This window comes from Acinetobacter sp. YH12045 (assembly GCF_013419925.1).
GTDB classification, from domain to species: domain Bacteria; phylum Pseudomonadota; class Gammaproteobacteria; order Pseudomonadales; family Moraxellaceae; genus Acinetobacter; species Acinetobacter amyesii.
In genome coordinates this window covers 486,345-506,228 of sequence record NZ_VOZE01000001.1, presented here as the reverse complement: position 1 = coordinate 506,228, position 19,884 = coordinate 486,345, and the positions used below count along the sequence as shown (strand labels likewise).

Sequence of the window (19,884 nt, the reverse complement as noted above, 5' to 3'; positions counted from 1 at the left end):
GGCTGTTTCTAAACATACTAAGCCCAAATCACCATAATCGCCGCAATCACCACTAAGGCTAATCCCCAATGATCGGTTCTTGCGAGTTTTTCCTTAAAGAAATATGCAGAGATTAAGAGGCTAAATAAGATTTCGATTTGACCTAGGGTTTTGACAATCGCAACCGTTTGCATGCTCATAGCAGTAAACCAGCCCAAGGACGCTAGAAAGCTACAGACACTAACGCGAAAGGTCAGACCGACTCTCTCCCACATGGCAATGAGCGTTTTGCGGCTAAATAGACTGAGGTACAGCAGCATAATCACACATTGAAAGCCAATTACACTCAACAACACCCACGCCGCACGATGCAAAGTCGGTAAATCACTTAGCTCTAAACTGGCTTCACGAACCAATAAAGAGGTAATTGCAAAACTTAATCCACTCCCTACACCAATGCATAACGTTGGCAGAGATAATTTTTGTCGTTGAGATCCTTTGCTTAAAAGAAAAACGGCAACACCACCAACCAAAACACCAATCCAACCAAATAAACTTAAATATTCACTTAAGAAAATCACCCCCACTATGGCCGCAAAGATGGCTTCACTTTTCGCTAAACCGACACCGATGGCATAATTCTTTTGTTTAAAAAGCAAGACCATTAATATCGTCGCTAAAATTTGACTTAGTCCTGCAATCACCACATAGATCCAAAACATAGGTGTAAATGTGGTCACCTGAGTCACAGGCTGTTGTTGGTACAGCACAAATAAATAAATGCAGGCAAATGGGAGCCCAAAAATAAACCGAGCAAGGGTAACACCATACACATCAACAGTGGTACTGAGTTGTTTTTGAAATGCATTGCGCCATGACTGCATAAAAGCAGCCATTAAAGTGAATAAGATCCAAACTGGAAACATAAGAAAGGTGGTTTAACGGTGGATGCCTCATCAATTTACGCTTTTATTGAATTGAATGCACCTAACACGGCTAGATTATTCATTGAACTTGGTTATGGATTCATTGAAAAAATTTTATTTAAAAACCTCATATTAAGAATATGGTATTTATCAAAATTTAAGTTTTTATAAAAATACGCAAAGGCATGTTACCTTTGCGTTTTGCTCTTTACAAATATTTAGTTGGTAACTTACAGTAAGTTAGCTTTCAAGTAGTACAGCACCAAATTGCTCACGTAGATCTTTTTTCAGCATTTTACCTGTTCCACTCAAAGGAATAGCATCCACGAAAATCACTTTATCTGGCACCTGCCATTTAGCAACTTTATCTGCATAATAATCCAAAATTTCTGTATCAGATAAATCGACATCTGGCTTTTTAATCGCAATTAATACTGGACGCTCATCCCATTTCGGATGGGTCGCTGCAATCACAGCTGCCATTGCAATTTTAGGATGTCCCATAGCTAAATTTTCTAACTCAACAGAAGAAATCCATTCACCGCCAGATTTGATCAAATCTTTTGAACGGTCACTAATTTTTAAGAAACCATCCTCATTCAGGGTTGCAATATCCCCTGTATCAAACCAACCATCTGAGGTTAATGCAGACTCTGTTTTGCCAAAGTAATTGCCAATAATCCAATGCCCTTGGATCTGTAAATTACCCGTCGTTTCGCCATCACGTGCAACTTCGTGTGTACCGTTTTCTTCATCGGTAATACGTAAATCGACCCCAAATGGTGGACGACCTTGAGACAATCTTACTTGTAATTGTTCTTCTTCAGATAATAATAAATGTTTGGCTTTAAACTGGTTTGAAGAACCTAATGGACTGGTTTCAGTCATCCCCCAAGCATGAATCGTTTCACAGTTAAATTGTTCTTTAAAGACTTTTAACATCGCAGGTGGGCAAGCAGATCCACCAACCACATTTCGCACTAAACTTTGGAGCTGACTGCCCGCTTGCTGCGCAGCATTGATTAATCCCTGCCAAATCGTTGGAACACCTAATGCAACGGATACTTTATAGTCATCAATCATTTGTGTCAGGCTCGCACCATCTAAACCTGGGCCTGGCAGCACTAAAGTACATCCCACCATTGCCGCAGCATATGGCGTACCCCATGCATTGACATGGAACATCGGTACAACGGGCATCATAATATCTCTCGCTGAGATATTTAATGAATCCGGCATACAAATCGCATAACTGTGTAAGACTGTTGAACGATGGCTATACAACACGCCTTTCGGATTGCCTGTGGTACCCGAGGTATAACATAAAGAACTAGCCGATAATTCATCTAATTCTGGCCATGTATAGTCTGCAGATTGCCCCGCGATAAGTTCGTCATAAAACTTCACATCTGGCACTGCTTCGATAATTGCTGCATCTGGTGCATCTAAACAAATAAAATGTTCAACAGATTTTAATAGTGGTTTTACTGCTTTGATTAAAGGCAAAAAGGTTTTATCAAATAACATCACGCGGTCTTCGGCATCATTGATGATAAAAATTAATTGTTCTGGAAATAACCGCGGATTAATGGTGTGACAAACATAGCCGCTACCTGAAATAGCGTACCAAGACTCTAAATGACGGTGGTTATTCCAAGCGATGGTCGCAACACGATCCCCTAAATTTAAACCGAGTGATGCAAGAACATTGGCAAATCGTTTTGAATTTTTATGGACTTCACCCCAAGTGGTTTTCGTAATCGTCGTGTCTGTATTTTTTGAAATGACTAAACTATCCGCATGATAGCGACCCGCATGTTCAATCATGCTACTAATCAAAAGCGGTTTAAACATCATATTACCAAGCATTCTTTGCTCCCACATTCATCCATATTGAGTTGTTGTTTTTCCGCACTGTCCTGCAGATTTTTAAAACTTTGTACCATGTCAAAAGTGATTATTCTTTATCGACAAGGTTGAAAGCAGTAGATATGAAACGCATATCCAAAACTGGTTCTTATGTTTTAACCTTAATTGATTTTAGAATCCACTGTTTTATTGCTCAAAATATGAATGCTTTAGTGGTATAAAATGCAAAAATTAAAGCTTTAGCCCAATTCAAAATATGTTCCTATTTTGTTTTCACTCTGCTGCTTTAAAAATGTCTTTTTTTGACATCAAATAATTGACAGAATCAATTGGCATAAAAAAACCCAGTCTAGATACACTGGGTTCGACGCATTAGCCGTTGTAGTTAAGTTGAAATAGTTACAGCACTTCAAACTCAATACGACGGTTTTTCTTACGACCTTCAGGCGTAGCATTGTCTGCTACAGGCTTATTTGAGCCCATCCCTTCAGTACTTAAGTTCGCCGCCGCAATATTCTTTGAAATCAGATAGTTTTTAACTGCATTAGCACGATCTTGGCTTAAACTTAAGTTTTTCTCAGGATTCCCTGAGCTGTCTGTGTGACCAATAATTCGTACTTTTTTCCCACCGACGCGGTTCAGTGCGACAACCATTTCATCTAAGATCTGTACCCCAGATGGCGCTAAAATCGCGCTTCCAGATTCAAATTCAATAATACGATTACGTAAAGCCGCATCAATAATGGCTTGTTCAGCCTGATTGACAGAAAGCTGTGCATTGAAACGAAAAGGTGCTGTGACCAAAGACTGAAACTTGGTGGTCGTGGGTTGGATATCATTTTGATTTGACATCTTGCCACTTAAATCGACTTGCGTTCCGCGTACAGAGAGTTTCCCCTGTTTTACTTTTTTTAGGTCATCATTAATCATTTGGCTTACGCTATTACCCCAACCATTAGGTGCTGTAACCGCTCGAACCTGAATTTTATCAACCACATTTGCCTGACCATAGGTCAAATAGGCTTTATTTAATATTTCTTGCTTGGTTGCTTCATTCGGTACAGCGCCTTCAATCACAATAGGCTCTGCCCAGAGCAAAGCCGAACAGCCTAAAATGCACACACTCGCAAGAAATTTGGGCAACATTGGTAAGATTCTTTGCATCATTATTCTTCTATAAAAGTCTGTCTAAAAAGTTTAATGCCATGAATAAGGCTGATCTGACGCTCACTCAAAGACTGTTCCAAAACGGCTAAGCCTGCATTTTGTTCAAGATAAGGATCAATCCAACTGGCATCGATCAGGGAAACCCAATGATCACTTTGCATATTTTGGGTAAAAACATCACTGAGTGCAGTAATATCAGCACCTTGAAAACCAAACAGTAAAACAGGTGAATCACTGTGTAGGATGCCAATGAGTAACTCAGCATCTTGGTTTTCGACAAAACGACTAATTAAATTGACCCAAAAAGCCGCAATTTCATAGCAGTAACTAATATTATTGATTGGTAAGATCAGCACTTTATTCAACCGAGACGTACCCTGATGAATAATCGGTTGTAGCAGCAAACCGAGACCAATCATGCTTTGCGCCAACTGATAAGGCGTAAAATTCAATAAACGTGCAAATGAATGCAACGTATGATGCTCATAAAAAGAAGAGGTTTCTTCTGTCCCGAACACTTGAATTTCGTTATTCAGTTTGCCTAATTTATCGAGCAAAATATCGGGATCGCGAATAGAACGCATCACTCGGTTACGCTGATATAAGTCAATTAAGGTTTGTTTATAACGATAAGGTGCATACAAAATATTATCGAAAGGATCATCGATTTCTAGCAGATGAGCGAGCACCATTGGAAATTGACGCTTTGAACTGTCTTCACTACTAATCAAATTGGCAACCAAAAAACGCTTATCTTTTGGACTGGCAATAAAGAAATCTAATGAAGGCAGTGAGTTATACGCTGCATTAAAATTGTCTGAACGCATAGCGAACTCAAGCGCCTCCGTGATCCACTGATCGATTAACTGAATCAGTGAATATTGTTCACGGCTCTTTAAGAAGTCACCACGAGCTGGACATTTTCCATAATACAGCGGTGTCGTTCTCACTTCATACATCGTCACACTCCTTGTTCTTTTGCACGAATGCCACCGCTCTCATTTTTAAATTCATCATCATGGTGTTGCTGTTCCTTGTACAACACTCATCGGTGAAGTCGCTGGTGGCGCTACAGGCGCTTGTCCTGCAGGCATCGTTTGCGCTGCGACGACACGAACACCTTTATTCGTCACCACTTGATCAACAAGAGTCATACCTGAATAGCCTGAACCTGTAGTTGGGCCAGATGCGTTACCACTAATTAAACGGAAATTCACTTTAACAAACACTTTTGGATTTTGTTTGCTACGCCACACCATTTCAAATGAATTACCATTTTGTGTACGCTGAGCGCCTTCAACCAATCGGTTAATACCATATTCACCCGGCTCATCAAAAATCGTATGCGTTTGACCTTCCAAGTCAATTGCAGTAATACGTGCACCCGGAATTGCCCCTTTATTTGGCCAAACGAAGTTCACCCATTGCTGAACACCGTTTTCATACACCATACGCTGACCATCAATATCAATGGTATATGAAAGCAACTGTGTATTTTCTAATGGGAAGAACTGGAAGTTCGATTGATTGGTTGCCGCAGGTGCTGCTTGACTCAATTCCCCTGTAGCAACGCCATTACTTGGCGCAACATAGCGTTGGAAGTTCGCTACAAATTGTGGATTTAAACCAATGCCCAAATCTTTCCATGTTTTCGTGGTTAAGGTATAGCCTCGACGAATCACCAATGGATCCAAATATTCTTTTACAAAACGAGCGATACTTCCGTTTTCACCAAAAATTTGGCTAATTTCATTACTGGTCGCTTGTAAAGTAGCATTGCTATTAAATGGATATTTAGGTGCAAGATTGGTTGTAAATGGTTGATACGCCTGCATTGCCCACAATTTATTTATTTCGTTTTGAGCTGGAATCAAAAGAACTTCAAATGACTGAGTCACCGGCTGCATAAAGAGTTTTTGAATCAACTGTTGATCTAATTCATTCAGACCCACAGACATTTTTTCATCTACGAATTTTTGTGTGCTATTAAAGACTGAGCTTTGATCATTGATGGTTTGTTTCACCAATGTCATGCTTGCAGGTCCCATATCACCGCCACTCTTCAAATCATTGAACTTACTACGTACTTGACTCAAAGACAGCATGTATTCATCTAAAATAGATTTGTTTTGCTGATCATCACGCTTACGAACTAGTTGATAGAACACATCAAATTCTTTTGCAATAACACCTTGACCGGCTTTAGAAGCAACTTGCTGTGCCTGCTGCGCATCATCACGGCTGAGGACTTTACGTTTAAACCACGCAATAAAACCTTTCTGAGGCGCAGCCAGTTCTGCTTGAACAATTGGATTATCCCAACTGGTTTCTTTCGCAATACGGTCCACCACTTTACGAATTGGCGAATTCTCAGGTTCACCTAAAATATCGATAAAACGTGACTGCTGAGCAACATCTGCACCTTTTCCATAATGCACAGCATTTAAAAATTTACGCCATTCAGCGATATATTCCTGCTTATAAAGTTCGGTTAACTGTTTACTGATCTGATCTGGACTACCACTAAACGTCAGGTCATCAGAGCGATTGGTATTGAGTACCCAATCTTGGGTATCTGTCGGATTATTCGCAGCTTGGTTAATCGCATCTTTTACATAATCATTCCATGCTTGGTAAGTAAAAATACCCGGCAAGGCATAACTACCTAACATGCTGTTTTGGCCTGTTTCACCTAAAATTTGCTTAACAGTTACTGCAGGGAAACGTACCGAACCACGCATTTTAATTTCATTATAAACGCGGTCACGTGCAGGAATACCCATAGTAACAGCCGTCAATAATTGACGTGTTTGATCAACCAATAAAGGATCAGATTCCATTTGCGGGAACGCAGGATCAGCAGCTAAAGTCATCGCATAAGATAAAACTTGTTCAGCTTTTTGAATCATTTCCCCACGTGGCATTTGACCGCGATTTGAATCTAACCATGAACGCCAGAAACGAGTAACTTGGTCACTCAAATGGCTCGATTCCATATATTTATGATTGCTCATCATCAAATAAGCCTTCAGTGCATTATATGCATCCTGAGGGTTAGTATCTGATGGTTCTAAATAGGGCTGATTTGATTTCACAGCTTGAGTTATTTGCACATTGACGTGATTTTCTTTCAACGTTGCTTCATTGGCTTTAACGCGTTGTAAGTACTGCGCCATATTTTGCTGAGATGGTGCTAATACAATTTGTTGAATTCCACGTAAATACTCAACTTTGAGTTTTTCACGGATTTTATTCCCTTGGTATAAACCAAAACTATATTTCAATGGACGATCTTCATCAAAATGATCGAGCTGCTGTAAATGTCCTTGTAATATCAGCAATGCATCCAATTGAGTCGAAAGCTCACTTCCGCTACGGCTTTCCATTTGCACAACTTTGTCTAAGTCAGCTTGAACTTCCGCCACGAGTTGTTGGTTATTACGATACGACCAAACCCATAACCCAAGCACCACAGCAACCAATAACAATGCAGCAATAAATGCCATAAAGCGCTGACGTTTACGTGCAGGATTGATATGTTGTTTAACTAGATTTTTATCTTTTAAAATGACGGTTGAAAAGAGTCCTTTTAAGAAATAACCATGGTCTTGCGAAACAGAATTCGTAGGAATGCCAAACTCACTATCCGTACTTTTCACCAAATGAAAATCTTCAGCGATTTGCTCCGTCATTGGACTTTCAATCACACCTTCTTGCAACGCACTGGTGAAATAGAACCCACGGAATACCGGTTTAAACTGATAAGGGTTGTCTTGAAACAACGTACCAATAAAAGTTTTTAACACTGGCTTTAAACTTTTAAACTCAAGTGGAAATGTCATTACACTTGGAGAAATATTTTGCGAATGACGACGACTCAAGTGCGTAGTACTGACGCTCTTCAAACCATCGTATAAAATTGAATAATGCTTTTCGAACATCTCAACGGCATGCTCAGATGAGTCTGGATCATAAGGCAGTGTTGCACCCCAAACTTGATCAAATTCATCCTTATCATAACAATCAAAAAATTCAGTAAAGCCGGCAATCAAATCCATTTTTGAAAAAACGATATACACTGGCGCAAAAATTTCTAAACGTTCAGTCAAATCCTGTATACGTGCGCGTAAGTTTTTGGCTAATTTGATTGATTTTTCAGGGCTTTGACTGACAAGCTCAGCCACAGAAACAATCACGATTAAACCGTTAATTGGTGCTTTAGAACGGTTTTTTTTGAGAATATTTAAGAAACCTAACCATTCTGAATGGTCTTCGGCATAAACTGAATATCGACCTGCGGTATCGAGTAACACACCATCTGTAGAGAAAAACCAATCGCAGTTACGAGTACCACTTAGACCTGCTGACACCATTTTCTGATGAGTTTCTTCAAATGGAAATCTAAGACCAGAATTATAAATCGCTGAACTTTTACCCGCTGCTGGGTTACCAATCACCATGTACCAAGGTAATTCATATAGCGCTGCATTTCCCTTTTTGTCGCCAAGTTTTGATTTACGGATAAGTTGAATCGATTCTTTCATTTGCTGATTGATCAGCGCAAGTTCTTCTTTATTTTTTTGTTTACCGTATTCAGCTTCATTATCCTTGGCAATCGCCTCAGCAAGTTCTTCGCCTTGCTGTTTATGACGATAATGCTGCACTAATTCATAAATACCCCACAGAATTAATCCGAGAATATAAACAGCAACCACAATGTAAAAAGTCTTTTGTGGAATCGAATTATGCATAGCCACAATGGCCACAAAAAATGACAAAGCCACCATCGCTTTAGGATTGGTGACGTACTGCCAAACATAACCGAGGATCGTATAAAATAGTGTGTTCACAATGTTCTCAATTTCGTCTTAATTCTAATTAAACAGTTTCTTGTTCAAGTTCATCTTCTACTGAAAATGCTTGAATAAAAGCAAATGTCGATTCTTGGTCTGTGCTATAAATCATGGCAGTTAACTCTTCTGGCAAGTGCATACCCAACATGAATCCAAAAATTTTTGCCAATTGCTGGGTATTTCCAAGATTCTGTTTTGTATATAAAAAATGATAGGTTTCAATCGCGGTTTCATTAAATTTATGCTGTAATTTTTTCACCACTTTCATATCTGTTGCATCATCTAACATCAATAAAAAGGGTTGTTCTTGATCATACTGATCTAAATTATTCAGTGCTTTAAGCTCTAAATTACGTTTCAACTCAGGCTCATGTGCCACCACTTGTAGCACTTTATTTGGAGTTAAACCTCGAACTTGAACGTCTGAAGCAGCCAAACACCAACTCGATGCAAACTCTGCAGCAATGTATTTTTCTTGTAACCACATCTTTTCATCAATCCATTCTTGGTCGATTTCAGAGTCAGCATTCAGAATCAAACTGACTTCAAACTTTTGTTTTGAAATCATCTCTAAAATGCTTAACCATTCTGAATAAGCGACTTGAGTGCCGATAAAATGTGGCTCGATATGAATTTGTTCGGGAATGATCGAAAATCCGTCAGATAGATACTGCTGAATAATTTGAGCATAATCATCATTCCATTGATGAATCAAATTATCAGCAAGCAAAATATGGACATTTAAACGGTTTAGACGTGAAACTTGTTGTGCAGTGTTCGCCAAATGTTCTGGATGTTCATCTTGCGTATAATCTGGATCCACCCAACCCGGATGCATACGGTACTGATATGCCAATTCACTATCATAAAAGAGTGCTGATTGCTTCAGATGCTCAGCAATTAAAAATAGACTTTCAACGTGTTGCTCTAGTTGTTGCTGAATAAGTGACTGGATTCGTTTTTCACGCATGGTGATGGCACTAAATTCATCATCTGCTTCTTCATTAGTAAGTTCATCTAAATCTTTGATTCGAAATGAAAGAACAGGCAAACCGTATGCATTAAATAACTTATCATCGAGTTCAGGACTTTTGAATTGTTGAATATCTTGGATAATTTGTTCGTTTTCACCAAAACTATGCCAAGCCGCTGAAGAATAAACATTTAAACGAAATTGCTGTACATCGACAGGCTTTGGTTTTGCTTGTTCAATGGCCTCAAGTTGTTGTTGCTCAGCTTGTTCTTCTGCACATTTTTCAGCTTCAAGTTTTTTTTCTTTTTGATGTTGAATGCCCTTGTAAAGCAAATAAGGCGACAAAATAATTGCACATAAAGCTAAAGGAAGAAGTAAAAAGTATGTGACTAAATCGAAAGCCGTCGGATCATAGCCTGTATCTCGCCAGTAAAAAATCACGAAAGCAGTACACAAAATAAAAAGCGTACTAAAAGTTCCAATTATTAATTTCAGCATTATTATAAATTCCCCATTAAGGCATAACAGGTTTCTGTATTATCGACCTGTTTATTCGGCTGTAAAAATGCTCCCTGAGCTAAACCAATTCCGCTCAAAGAATTTAAACACACCGGTTTTATTTCTTCTTTTTGTAAAATTAAGCGCACATCCACCATTAATGTTGGACTGCACCAAGTTTGAATCATTTGTTTTAATTTTAAGCTGCGTGACTGATTCGGTAAAAATGTTAAATAATCTTCATGATTTAAAGGTCCAATCACGATTTCAATTTTTTCGTCTATCTGTTGAATTTTTTCACCACAAAAAGTATTCAGCCCCAATAAACTCGGCTGAGATCCACCTAAACATGTTCTCTGATCTTCTTCAAATACAAAAGTTTCAGGGATAAATTCTCGAATATCAAATTTCTGCTTAAAGATACAGTTCAGCATGGTTTTTAAAGCATAAGCTGTATTGTTTTGCCCCTGCATTAAACCTGAAAACTCAGCAAAATAATCATCTAAATCAGGCTGATCATGCTGGCTACGGATATAACCATTTAATGCATGTAAAATATCAAGATAGTGATTATCCTGCTCGATTTCATAACGAATAGGTAAATGATAATTTAAACTGGCATCAACATAATGTGCTGTTAATTTATGATTAAACAGCCCTAAAAACTTTTGTGTTTCGTGTCGCTGATGTCGCCCGCTGAGCTTAATCTTATTGGTATAGCTATAAGGTAATGCACCTTGAATACCCGTTAAACCCACCATTAAATTTGTCAGTTCAACTTTCTCATCGTTGAACTCTAAACTTTCAATTTCAGTATTCGGGAAGTTCAAATTAAGGGAACTATTAAACTCAAAGTCATTGGCCCAATGGACTTGAGCTGCTCCATAAGGTGCATGTCTTAACAAACGAGTAGCTTGAACAAACTCGTAGGCTTTCGGTTCTTGGAAAAGTCCGTCAATTACAGAGCTTTCTTGCCACCAACGTTCTGCACGCATTGGTATAACTCCTGTTGACTATTTGCATCAAAAACCGAGACATCGACAAAGCTGTTCATATTAACTTTTAAATTAAAGATATGTGCCAGTAATTGACTAAATATATACAGGCTATGTCCTCTAAATATATCCGCATCGATATCGAGCTGTACTTTTAAACCTCTGACAAATAATGGAAATGGTTTACTATCTACAAGTTTCTGCGTAGTAGAAAACTGAATCTTTTTTATGGAATCGATAATAATTTGGTTTTCTTTTGATTTAGGTAAATTATACAATTCCAAAAGTTCTTTAATATGAGAGACCGCATCGCCTTTCATTAAAGACATATTATTCAAAGATAAATGTGAAATGACCCGCCACTGTTCTTGTTTATTTTGCTCAAAATAATACGGTAACGACGGTCGTTTGAGCATCAGAGCACGACGTGCCAAATTACTATCATTCAGTGTTAATGCATTCTGATCTTTATTATAACTTTCGTAAGGTAACTCTCGATTACTACATAGTAGTTCAGTACTAATAAAATCAGATTGAGTGCTATGTGGGTCTAAAGCACGAGATATGATTGAATAGTTTAATTCCTGATGTTTATTCTTCATCTGCTGCGGATTTAAACTATAAAAAAACTGGACTTTATCCTGATGATAATGACTCATTGCAAAAAAAGGCAGTACCGGATAATACACTTCATCTTGGTTACTTTTTTCACGCACCATATTCATTTTTAAAATGCTATAGGCTTGAAAATATTCAGGATGGTGTGCATCTGTCACCAATGGATATTCCATTCGCTTATGATTAATCTTTTGCGGCTCTGCTTGTTTATTGAAAAGATTAACAATTGGTGTAGCAAACAATTTAAAATTTGCAGCATTTAATTCAGAATAATTTCGAATCGCTGCTTGATCATTTAAATTGAGTTTAAAGTGCATTTGAACATCAAATTCACTATGTTCTAAACTTAAAAACTTAATGAAATCTAAATTTAGATTTAAAAAATTGAATTTTTCAGGAACACAAAAATATTCCATCAATAAACGATATGCATGATGCGTATGTTGATCGATAGGTAGAACACTTTGAACTTCTTCAAAGCCCATAATTTCAAATGGATTGGCAATATCAAAAATGTGCTGCCCCACACGAATCGAAAAACTCGTAGTGGATTTAAAAATACTATCCAAAACCTGTAAAGGAAAATTAGAAATAGCGTCTAAAAAGATCGGCAAAGTTTCATTTTTGAGTAAAGCGTGCTTATTCGAAAAAATTTCAAATCCTAAGCTCAATGTGGCATTTTGATTTAAATGCATATGTGCCGATGGATGAGTTTTGAAATTGAGCTGTTTTAATTGAATCGGTAATAATGTGACTTCTTGTACCGTCTGATATTCACATTGAACACCGCGCGTACTTTTGGCTTTTAGACTGGTCGCCTTTGGAATAACGTGTCGATCTGTTAATTGCTTAATTTTATTTATATCTTCGAAGCTCACCACAGAACATGCAGGAAATGGTTTTAAATATTGAGGAAACATCACCTCAAAAATTGATCGGGTAAAAACGTCATAACTATCTGCAAGTTTTTTATCAATCCGTGCAGAAATTAAAGAAAAGGCTTGAATTAAACGCTCAATATGCGGGTCATCTATTTGTTCTTGGTTTAAAGACAAACGCTGGGCGATTTTGGGGTATTTACTGGCAAACTCACGGGACTGTTGTCCAAATTCCTGTAGTTGTTTTTCGTAATACGGTAACAGCTCTTCAATCACAGATAACCCACTTCATTAAGCTCTTGGAGAAATAACATATTGTTGTGTTGTTGGTTTTAATAAGGCATCAAAAATAACTGGTTCGTATAAAGGATGAATATTTAAATATGCCTGAATACTTAAACATAGTGCCCCCATATTATGGCCATCCATGAGCATTTCGACTCGAATCTGTTTTAAACGCGATTCATGTGCAGCAATCGATTGCTCAATTGACTGGCAAATTTTGTCGCGATCCGATGGATTTGCTGTCGATAAGCCCACAAAATCGATAATGCCAAATTGCAAAATAGACTTTTTTGCTAATGGAAAGTCATCAATCAGTTCATCTAACTTTGCCACCCGACTATTGAGGAGATCCTCTAAATCGGAAGCAACAGATTCACGAAGTTCTTGCAAAGACAGACCTTGAGTCTGCTGAGCATCTGCTGGTAATAAGCGGTCAAATAAAGTCGTTCTAAAACCATAAGGATAAAGCTGATCGAGATTCATATCTTCTTATAAATATTTAAAAAAATGAAAATAGAGGCTACCCAAGTAAGCCTCTATCTGAATCCATCTATTACGCTGCGTATGAAGCAGTGTTGTTAGATAATGACCACTTCTTAGTAACAGCACCTTTCGCAGTACCGTTAATATCTTGTTGGTTATATGTCCACTCTACTGCAGCATATTTCAAACCAAATGATTCGTGTGGAACACCTTCATCATTTACAGTTGGTGTCACGCTAGAAACCAACACATGTTTCAGTTTGATTTGAAGATATTTAATGCGTTTGTCGCCATTCGCACGGTAAAAATCAATTTGAACTTCATCAAATGTATAACCTGCTGAACATGCTTCCCAAAGTTTAGGGCTTGTCGCATCTAAATCTTTAACAAAAACCATGTCAGAATGTTCTACACGTTCTGCGGTGTGACCACCCACACTTGAAGAAGTCGCAGATTTAGGTTGACGGATGTTATGCGTCCAAGAGTTTACTTCTAACCAACTCTTGTGCTCTGCATCACGAGATTCGCCGTCTACTTTGTACTTACCACGAAATTGAATGTATATATCTTTCATTGTTCTGAATACCTATTTATTTAAAGTTATTATAGTGTTGACCCAAAATTAATTTGAGGACTGAGGTAACTCGGTCACAAGTCGTAATGAAACAGACAACTCATCCAACTGGAAATGTGGTCTTAAGAAAACCACAGATTTGTAGTGACCAGGCAAAGCTGGATTTTCTACAACTTTTACAGAAGCTTCACGCAATGGATACTGAGCTTTAGCTTCTTGAGATGCACCATCATCGAGTAATACATATTGCGATAACCATTCATTTAAGAAGGTCTCAACATTACCCGCTGATGCAAAACTACCCACTTTGTCACGCATCATTGCTTTTAAATAATGTGCAATACGTGAAACTGCCATGATGTATTGGATCTGGCTAGACAATGCAGAGTTGGCATTTGCTGTATCGCTATCATATTTTTTAGGTTTTTGCGTCGATTGCGCACCGAAAAATGCTGCATAATCCGTATTTTTGCAGTGTACCAACGGAATAAAACCAAGGTCACTCAGTTCTTTTTCACGACGGTCAGTAATGGCAATTTCAGTTGGGCATTTAAAGACCACTTCGCCATCATTGGTTTTGAACGTATGGACAGGCAAGCCTTCAACTAAACCACCACCTTCTACACCACGAATCGCAGCACACCAACCATGCATATCAAATGCATTGGTTAAACGCGTACCAAAGGCATAAGCCGCGTTCATCCATAAATATTCATTGTGGTTTTCGCCGGAAACTTCTTCAACGAAGTTAAAGCCTTCAGTGGCAATACCTTCTTTTGGATCATATGGCAAACGACCCAATACACGTGGCATTGTCAACGCAACATAACGCGCATCGTCACTTTCACGGAATGAACGCCACTGTACATATTCTGCTGTTTCAAAGATTTTAGAGACATCACGCGGACGATCAATATCAGTAAATGACTCTAGACCCAACATATTCGGGCTTGCAGCCGAAATAAACGGTGCGTGTGCAGCCGCCGCGACATGTGAAATTTGCTCAAGCAAATACATATCAGATGGTGTACGGTCAAACTCAAAATCACCAATCAGTGTTGCATATGGTGCACCACCGAATGATCCGTATTCTTCTTCATATATTTTTTTGAACAACGTGCTTTGGTCAAAATCGGTCGCACCTTGGAAATCTTTAATCAATTCTTTTTTCGTCGTATTTAACATACGAATTTTTGTTAAAGAATTTGAAGGTGTTTCTTGGCAGAAATAATACAAACCACGCCATGTCGATTCAATTTTTTGAAATTCAGCATGGTGCATGATTTTACTTAACTGAGATGAAATCAACGCATCAATTTCAGCAATACGCTTATCAATTGATAAAGTCATATTGTCTGAAACGGTGATGGTACCTGCCATCACTTCTTTAGCAAGTTCACCAATCAAACTTTTTGCACGATCATGTTCTTGATCTGTACGCGCGATACGACTTTGTTCGACAATTGAATCTAAAAGTGAATATTCTTCGGTTGCTTCAACGTTTGCAGCAGTTGCAGTATTATAATTACTCATTTTCTGCCTCCACGCTCAACTTACGAATTTGATCAGTGTTATGTAACACTTCATCCAGTAAATCTTCTAAGCGTTCATTATTTGAAATTTTATTACGCAAGTCAGACAGACGCTCACGCGCGGCAACTAACTTTTGTAATGGATCAACCTGTTGTACAACTTGCTCTGGAGTGAAATCGGCCATGCTCTTAAATGTAAGATCTACCGACATTTTTCCACCGTCTTCAGTCAAGGTATTCTCAACTTGAAAATTAGCACGTGGCGCTAAAGACTCCATTACCTCATCAATATTATCTAAATCAACATTAATGAATTTCTTGTCTTTTAATTTAGTTTTCTCTACTTCAGATGCCGCAGAGAAATCACCTAACACCCCAACAACGAATGGTAACTCTTTAATTTCTTTACCGTCGCCAACTTCAACATCGTAAGTCAATTGAACACGAGGAGGACGAATTCGTTGAAGTTTTTTCTGTACACTTTCACGTTTTGCCATGAGTGCTTTTCCTTGTTATTTATTCTTCAATGTATCGAAAGGTGAACCACTAGTAGCAGGTTTTTTCGCTGTAGTCTGCGGTTTTGCTGTCGTGGTGGTTTTCTTTTTTCTTGCTGCTGTAGTCGTTTGTTTAGGCTTGGTAGACGCTGTATTGGTTCGTTTTTTAGTAGGTATCGTCTGTTTAGATTTCACATTGCTCGAAGATTCAGTACTTTTTTCACGAACATCTGCTGCAGTAGACGTAGATTTATCAATCGTCGGCTGAATATAACGAATATTATCCGACAACACTTTGGCAGGAGAATAGGTCTGTTCATCTAGAGTACGATTTTCATTACTGCGCATATGATTTAGCGCATTATAAGAAATAGCGATACCTGCTAAAAAAGTGACATCAGTAAGTTCAGGCGACTGATAGTTCTTTTCTCGCAGCAGATTGACTGCTTGCAATGCTTTTAAATTGTAACCATTGGCTTGATATTTTTTGGCAATATCTACAAAGATTTCATTTTTTAAGTTCTCATTTTTCTTATTTTTTTTGTCACATAATTGATTATAAAAACCAATAATCTCTGGATCTGTATCACCTACTGCCAGTGGATAATCCTTTAAACAGGATTTTTTCACAGATGCCGCTTTATCTTTTGCAAAAACGGTTTGTGTTAAACTGGCTGCTAAAATTATAGGTAATAAAACACTAAATTTATTCAAAATTGCCTCTGTATTTCTACGTGCTAAAACTTAATTTATGTGGAGAAATCACCACTTATTTTCCCGTGGGTTTTCTCTTCATTTCAAAATTAAAAATATGCTGCAGATTTAACAAAAAATAAGCACATAGAGTCAATACAAAAATGTGCCAAACACTCCAAAGTTTGTCGTCTATTTGTTTTTTTTTGTTTCATTTTATAAAAAAATCTTTTTCCTTTTTTTATTTAGTCTGTATTATATCGCCTAAAGCAAGACACTAATAATATATAAGGTGTTGATTTTAAAGTTTTTATTTTTTATAGCAAGAAAAAAGAGATCACAGTCAAACTTGTAAAATTTCGTACTGTGGATTCTAAATTTGATGAGTTATTTATGAATAATTTAAAAGTTTTAATTACTAAACTTTCACCTCACACCCGCATTTCACTCGAAAAGTCAGCCAATACATGTATTTCACAGCAAAATTATGAAATCGAAATTGAACATTTTTTACTCGAATTATTAACCTATAAGAATAAAAATGACCTCCAAATACTCTTAGAAAAATACAAAGTTTCTGCAGACGGTTTGGCAGATGACCTCAAAGAAAGTATTGCTCAACTTCCAAAAGGAAATACGCGCACTCCTATTTTTGCCCAATCCATTGTGCGCTTACTTGAACAAGCTTGGTTATTAGCATCTGCTGAACAAGATCCACAAATTCGTAGTGGTCATTTACTTGTTGCGCTCCTTACCGCGCCAGATTTATACCAAATTGCAGCAAGAGCTTCTTCTCTTTTCGATTTATTACCTATCGATACGATTAAACATAAATTTTTAGATCTTTGCCTAAAGAGCATTGAAAATGAAGATTTAGCAACTGCATCACCAGATGAAAAATCAGCAGCACAAACGAATGCAACTACGCCAGTTAAAACACCAGCTCTAGACCAATACACCATTAATCTTACTGAAAAAGCTAAAAATGGTGGCATTGATCCTGTGATTGGTCGTGAGTTTGAAATCCGCTTAATGCTAGATATTTTGATGCGTCGTCGTCAAAACAATCCAATTTTAACGGGTGAGCCTGGTGTTGGTAAAACAGCCGTTGTTGAAGGTCTGGCATTAAAAATTGCAACCAACCAAGTTCCAGATGCTTTAAAAAATGTCAGCATTCATACTTTAGATATGGGCTTACTACAAGCGGGTGCCAGTGTTAAAGGTGAATTCGAAAATCGCTTAAAACAAGTTATTCATGAAGTTCAAGCCTCTGCACATCCAATCATTTTATTTATTGATGAAGCACACACGTTGATTGGTGCGGGTGGTCAAGCAGGTCAAAATGATGCAGCAAACCTGTTAAAACCGGCGCTTGCACGTGGTGAGTTAAGAACCATTGCCGCAACCACATGGGCTGAATATAAGCAGTTTTTTGAAAAAGATGCCGCATTAAGCCGACGCTTCCAAGTAATTCAGGTTGAAGAACCGACTGAAGAAGTCGCAATCGATATGCTGCGTGCCATGATTCCCGTGATGGCAAAACATTTCAATTTACAAATTGACGATGAAGCTATCGTTACTGCAGTCCATGCATCACACCGTTATATCACTGGCCGTCAATTGCCTGATAAAGCGATTAGTGTCTTAGATACGGCTTCTGCGCGTGTTGCGTTAACGCAAAATGCACAACCTGTAAAATTGGATCAACTTCAAGCTCAATTACATAATTTGAAGCTTGAATTGGCGATTCTTGAAAATGAACATAAGAATATTCCGATTCACCACGAACGCATTGAAAGTGTAAAAACACAAATATCCGCGCTTGAACAGGAGATTCAGTCAACAGAAACGCAGTGGAAAAAAGAACTCGAAATCGTTCAACAGATTAAAACGCTTGAACAAGAGTCCGAGCAAAAACCAGAAAATATTGAAACTTTAAGCAATATTCGTAACCAACTGGCAACTTTACAAGGTCAAACGCCGCTTGTTTTTGAACGTGTAAATGCTCAAATTATTAATGAAATCATTTCAGACTGGACCGGTATCCCTGTTGGGAAAATGGTGAATGATGAAATTCAGCAAATTTTGAAGCTTGAAGCACAGTTAGAACAACGTGTGATGGGTCAAGATTATGCAATGCATCAACTGGTACAAGGCATTAAAACCTCTAAGGCAAAATTGGAAGATCCAAATAAACCTCAAGGCGTTTTCATGCTGGTTGGCCCAAGTGGTGTGGGTAAAACCGAAACTGCACTTGCGTTAGCAAACGAGTTATATGGTGGTGAGTCTCATTTAATCACCATTAACATGTCTGAATATCAAGAAGCACATACCGTGTCGTCTTTAAAAGGTGCTCCTCCAGGCTATGTCGGTTATGGCCAAGGTGGCGTACTGACAGAAGCAGTTCGCCGTAACCCATATAGTGTGGTTTTACTCGATGAGATTGAAAAAGCACACAGCGATGTTCAAGAGCTATTCTACCAAGTATTCGATAAAGGTACTTTGGAAGATGGTGAAGGTCGTGTTATTGACTTTAAAAATACCACTATCCTGCTGACTTCAAATGCTGGCTCTAGTGCCATTATGCAGGCTTGTTTAAATCAGCCAGTAGAAGAATGGCCGTCAGCAGAAGAACTTCTAGATGTATTAAAACCAGCCTTATATAAACAATTTAAGCCGGCATTTTTAGGTCGTATGCGTATTGTGCCGTATTTCCCATTGCACGATGATCTGCTCGTACGCATTATTCAGCATAAATTAGGCAAAATCACCGCGCGTATTGAAAAACAATATGGTACGCAAACACGTTATACCGATGATTTAGTCGAATTATTATTAAGTCGCTGTACTGAGGTCGATAGTGGTGCGCGTAATGTCGACAACATTTTAAATGCGACGGTCTTACCTGCTTTAGCCACTGAATTGTTGATGGCGATGAGTGAACAAAAGATTCCATCAGTCATTGAAATCGATGTCAAAGACGATGAAATTATTTATGTTTTAGATCCTAAAAGTAAATCTGCGAAAAAACGCAGCAGCAAAAAGACTAAAACCTTAGAAGCATAAG

At 38.1% G+C, this 19,884-nt stretch carries 14 protein-coding genes; 1 reads left to right on the top strand and 13 read right to left on the bottom strand.

From position 1 onward, the window contains the following. Positions 1 to 17 precede the first annotated feature (17 nt). The 13 genes from FTU02_RS02595 to FTU02_RS02535 form a co-directional block, all read right to left on the bottom strand. Positions 18 to 905 (bottom strand): DMT family transporter, encoded by an 888-nt coding sequence (locus FTU02_RS02595; protein WP_180155614.1) that lies wholly within the window; start codon positions 903 to 905, stop codon positions 18 to 20. 240 nt (positions 906 to 1,145) lie between these two features. Then, positions 1,146 to 2,774, bottom strand: coding sequence for a long-chain-fatty-acid--CoA ligase (locus tag FTU02_RS02590; protein ID WP_180155612.1), 1,629 nt, complete (start codon positions 2,772 to 2,774; stop codon positions 1,146 to 1,148). Between the two features lie 399 nt (positions 2,775 to 3,173). Beyond that, positions 3,174 to 3,920, bottom strand: coding sequence for an OmpA family protein (locus tag FTU02_RS02585; protein WP_257222640.1), 747 nt, complete (start codon positions 3,918 to 3,920; stop codon positions 3,174 to 3,176). A 20-nt stretch (positions 3,921 to 3,940) separates the two neighbouring features. Further along, the gene (gene tagF / locus FTU02_RS02580; protein ID WP_078190765.1) at positions 3,941 to 4,900 is read right to left on the bottom strand and encodes a type VI secretion system-associated protein TagF; all 960 of its coding nucleotides are present in this window, start codon (positions 4,898 to 4,900) and stop codon (positions 3,941 to 3,943) included. A gap of 57 nt (positions 4,901 to 4,957) precedes the next feature. Next, the gene (gene tssM, locus FTU02_RS02575) at positions 4,958 to 8,791 is read right to left on the bottom strand and encodes a type VI secretion system membrane subunit TssM (RefSeq protein WP_180035240.1); all 3,834 of its coding nucleotides are present in this window, start codon (positions 8,789 to 8,791) and stop codon (positions 4,958 to 4,960) included. Positions 8,792 to 8,819: 28 nt separating this feature from the next. Continuing rightward, positions 8,820 to 10,265, bottom strand: a complete 1,446-nt coding sequence (locus FTU02_RS02570; protein WP_180155610.1) for a hypothetical protein — start codon at positions 10,263 to 10,265, stop codon at positions 8,820 to 8,822. A 2-nt stretch (positions 10,266 to 10,267) separates the two neighbouring features. Beyond that, positions 10,268 to 11,260, bottom strand: a complete 993-nt coding sequence (gene tssG, locus FTU02_RS02565) for a type VI secretion system baseplate subunit TssG (protein ID WP_180155608.1) — start codon at positions 11,258 to 11,260, stop codon at positions 10,268 to 10,270. Next, positions 11,224 to 13,032 (bottom strand): type VI secretion system baseplate subunit TssF, encoded by a 1,809-nt coding sequence (gene tssF, locus FTU02_RS02560; RefSeq protein ID WP_180155606.1) that lies wholly within the window; start codon positions 13,030 to 13,032, stop codon positions 11,224 to 11,226. Before tssF ends, tssG begins: the two co-directional genes overlap by 37 nt. Positions 13,033 to 13,047: 15 nt before the next feature. Then, positions 13,048 to 13,524 carry a type VI secretion system baseplate subunit TssE gene (gene tssE / locus FTU02_RS02555; RefSeq protein ID WP_180155605.1) on the bottom strand — a complete coding sequence of 159 codons (477 nt, stop codon included), beginning with the start codon at positions 13,522 to 13,524 and terminating at the stop codon, positions 13,048 to 13,050. A gap of 70 nt (positions 13,525 to 13,594) precedes the next feature. Continuing rightward, the gene (locus FTU02_RS02550; RefSeq protein WP_078190771.1) at positions 13,595 to 14,098 is read right to left on the bottom strand and encodes a type VI secretion system tube protein Hcp; all 504 of its coding nucleotides are present in this window, start codon (positions 14,096 to 14,098) and stop codon (positions 13,595 to 13,597) included. 48 nt (positions 14,099 to 14,146) lie between these two features. Then, on the bottom strand, positions 14,147 to 15,631 hold the full coding sequence (tssC, locus tag FTU02_RS02545) for a type VI secretion system contractile sheath large subunit (protein ID WP_180050798.1): 1,485 nt from the start codon (positions 15,629 to 15,631) through the stop codon (positions 14,147 to 14,149). Then, positions 15,624 to 16,127 carry a type VI secretion system contractile sheath small subunit gene (tssB, locus tag FTU02_RS02540; RefSeq protein WP_078193364.1) on the bottom strand — a complete coding sequence of 168 codons (504 nt, stop codon included), beginning with the start codon at positions 16,125 to 16,127 and terminating at the stop codon, positions 15,624 to 15,626. Before tssB ends, tssC begins: the two co-directional genes overlap by 8 nt. Positions 16,128 to 16,142: 15 nt before the next feature. Beyond that, the gene (locus tag FTU02_RS02535) at positions 16,143 to 16,838 is read right to left on the bottom strand and encodes a hypothetical protein (RefSeq protein ID WP_180155603.1); all 696 of its coding nucleotides are present in this window, start codon (positions 16,836 to 16,838) and stop codon (positions 16,143 to 16,145) included. Positions 16,839 to 17,210: 372 nt separating this feature from the next. Between FTU02_RS02535 and tssH the strand changes: the two genes are divergently transcribed. Further along, on the top strand, positions 17,211 to 19,883 hold the full coding sequence (tssH, locus tag FTU02_RS02530; protein ID WP_180155601.1) for a type VI secretion system ATPase TssH: 2,673 nt from the start codon (positions 17,211 to 17,213) through the stop codon (positions 19,881 to 19,883). Position 19,884: the final 1 nt, after the last annotated feature.

What these genes read in the sequence shown, in the direction of transcription:
- FTU02_RS02595 (WP_180155614.1), bottom strand. Translation starts at nt 905, where the DNA reads ATGTTTCCAGTTTGGATCTTATTCACTTTAATGGCTGCTTTTATGCAG.
- FTU02_RS02590 (WP_180155612.1), bottom strand. Translation starts at nt 2,774, where the DNA reads ATGCTTGGTAATATGATGTTTAAACCGCTTTTGATTAGTAGCATGATT.
- FTU02_RS02585 (WP_257222640.1), bottom strand. Translation starts at nt 3,920, where the DNA reads ATGTTGCCCAAATTTCTTGCGAGTGTGTGCATTTTAGGCTGTTCGGCT.
- tagF (WP_078190765.1), bottom strand. Translation starts at nt 4,900, where the DNA reads ATGTATGAAGTGAGAACGACACCGCTGTATTATGGAAAATGTCCAGCT.
- FTU02_RS02570 (WP_180155610.1), bottom strand. Translation starts at nt 10,265, where the DNA reads ATGCTGAAATTAATAATTGGAACTTTTAGTACGCTTTTTATTTTGTGT.
- tssG (WP_180155608.1), bottom strand. Translation starts at nt 11,260, where the DNA reads ATGCGTGCAGAACGTTGGTGGCAAGAAAGCTCTGTAATTGACGGACTT.
- tssE (WP_180155605.1), bottom strand. Translation starts at nt 13,524, where the DNA reads ATGAATCTCGATCAGCTTTATCCTTATGGTTTTAGAACGACTTTATTT.
- FTU02_RS02550 (WP_078190771.1), bottom strand. Translation starts at nt 14,098, where the DNA reads ATGAAAGATATATACATTCAATTTCGTGGTAAGTACAAAGTAGACGGC.
- tssC (WP_180050798.1), bottom strand. Translation starts at nt 15,631, where the DNA reads ATGAGTAATTATAATACTGCAACTGCTGCAAACGTTGAAGCAACCGAA.
- tssB (WP_078193364.1), bottom strand. Translation starts at nt 16,127, where the DNA reads ATGGCAAAACGTGAAAGTGTACAGAAAAAACTTCAACGAATTCGTCCT.
- tssH (WP_180155601.1), top strand. Translation starts at nt 17,211, where the DNA reads ATGAATAATTTAAAAGTTTTAATTACTAAACTTTCACCTCACACCCGC.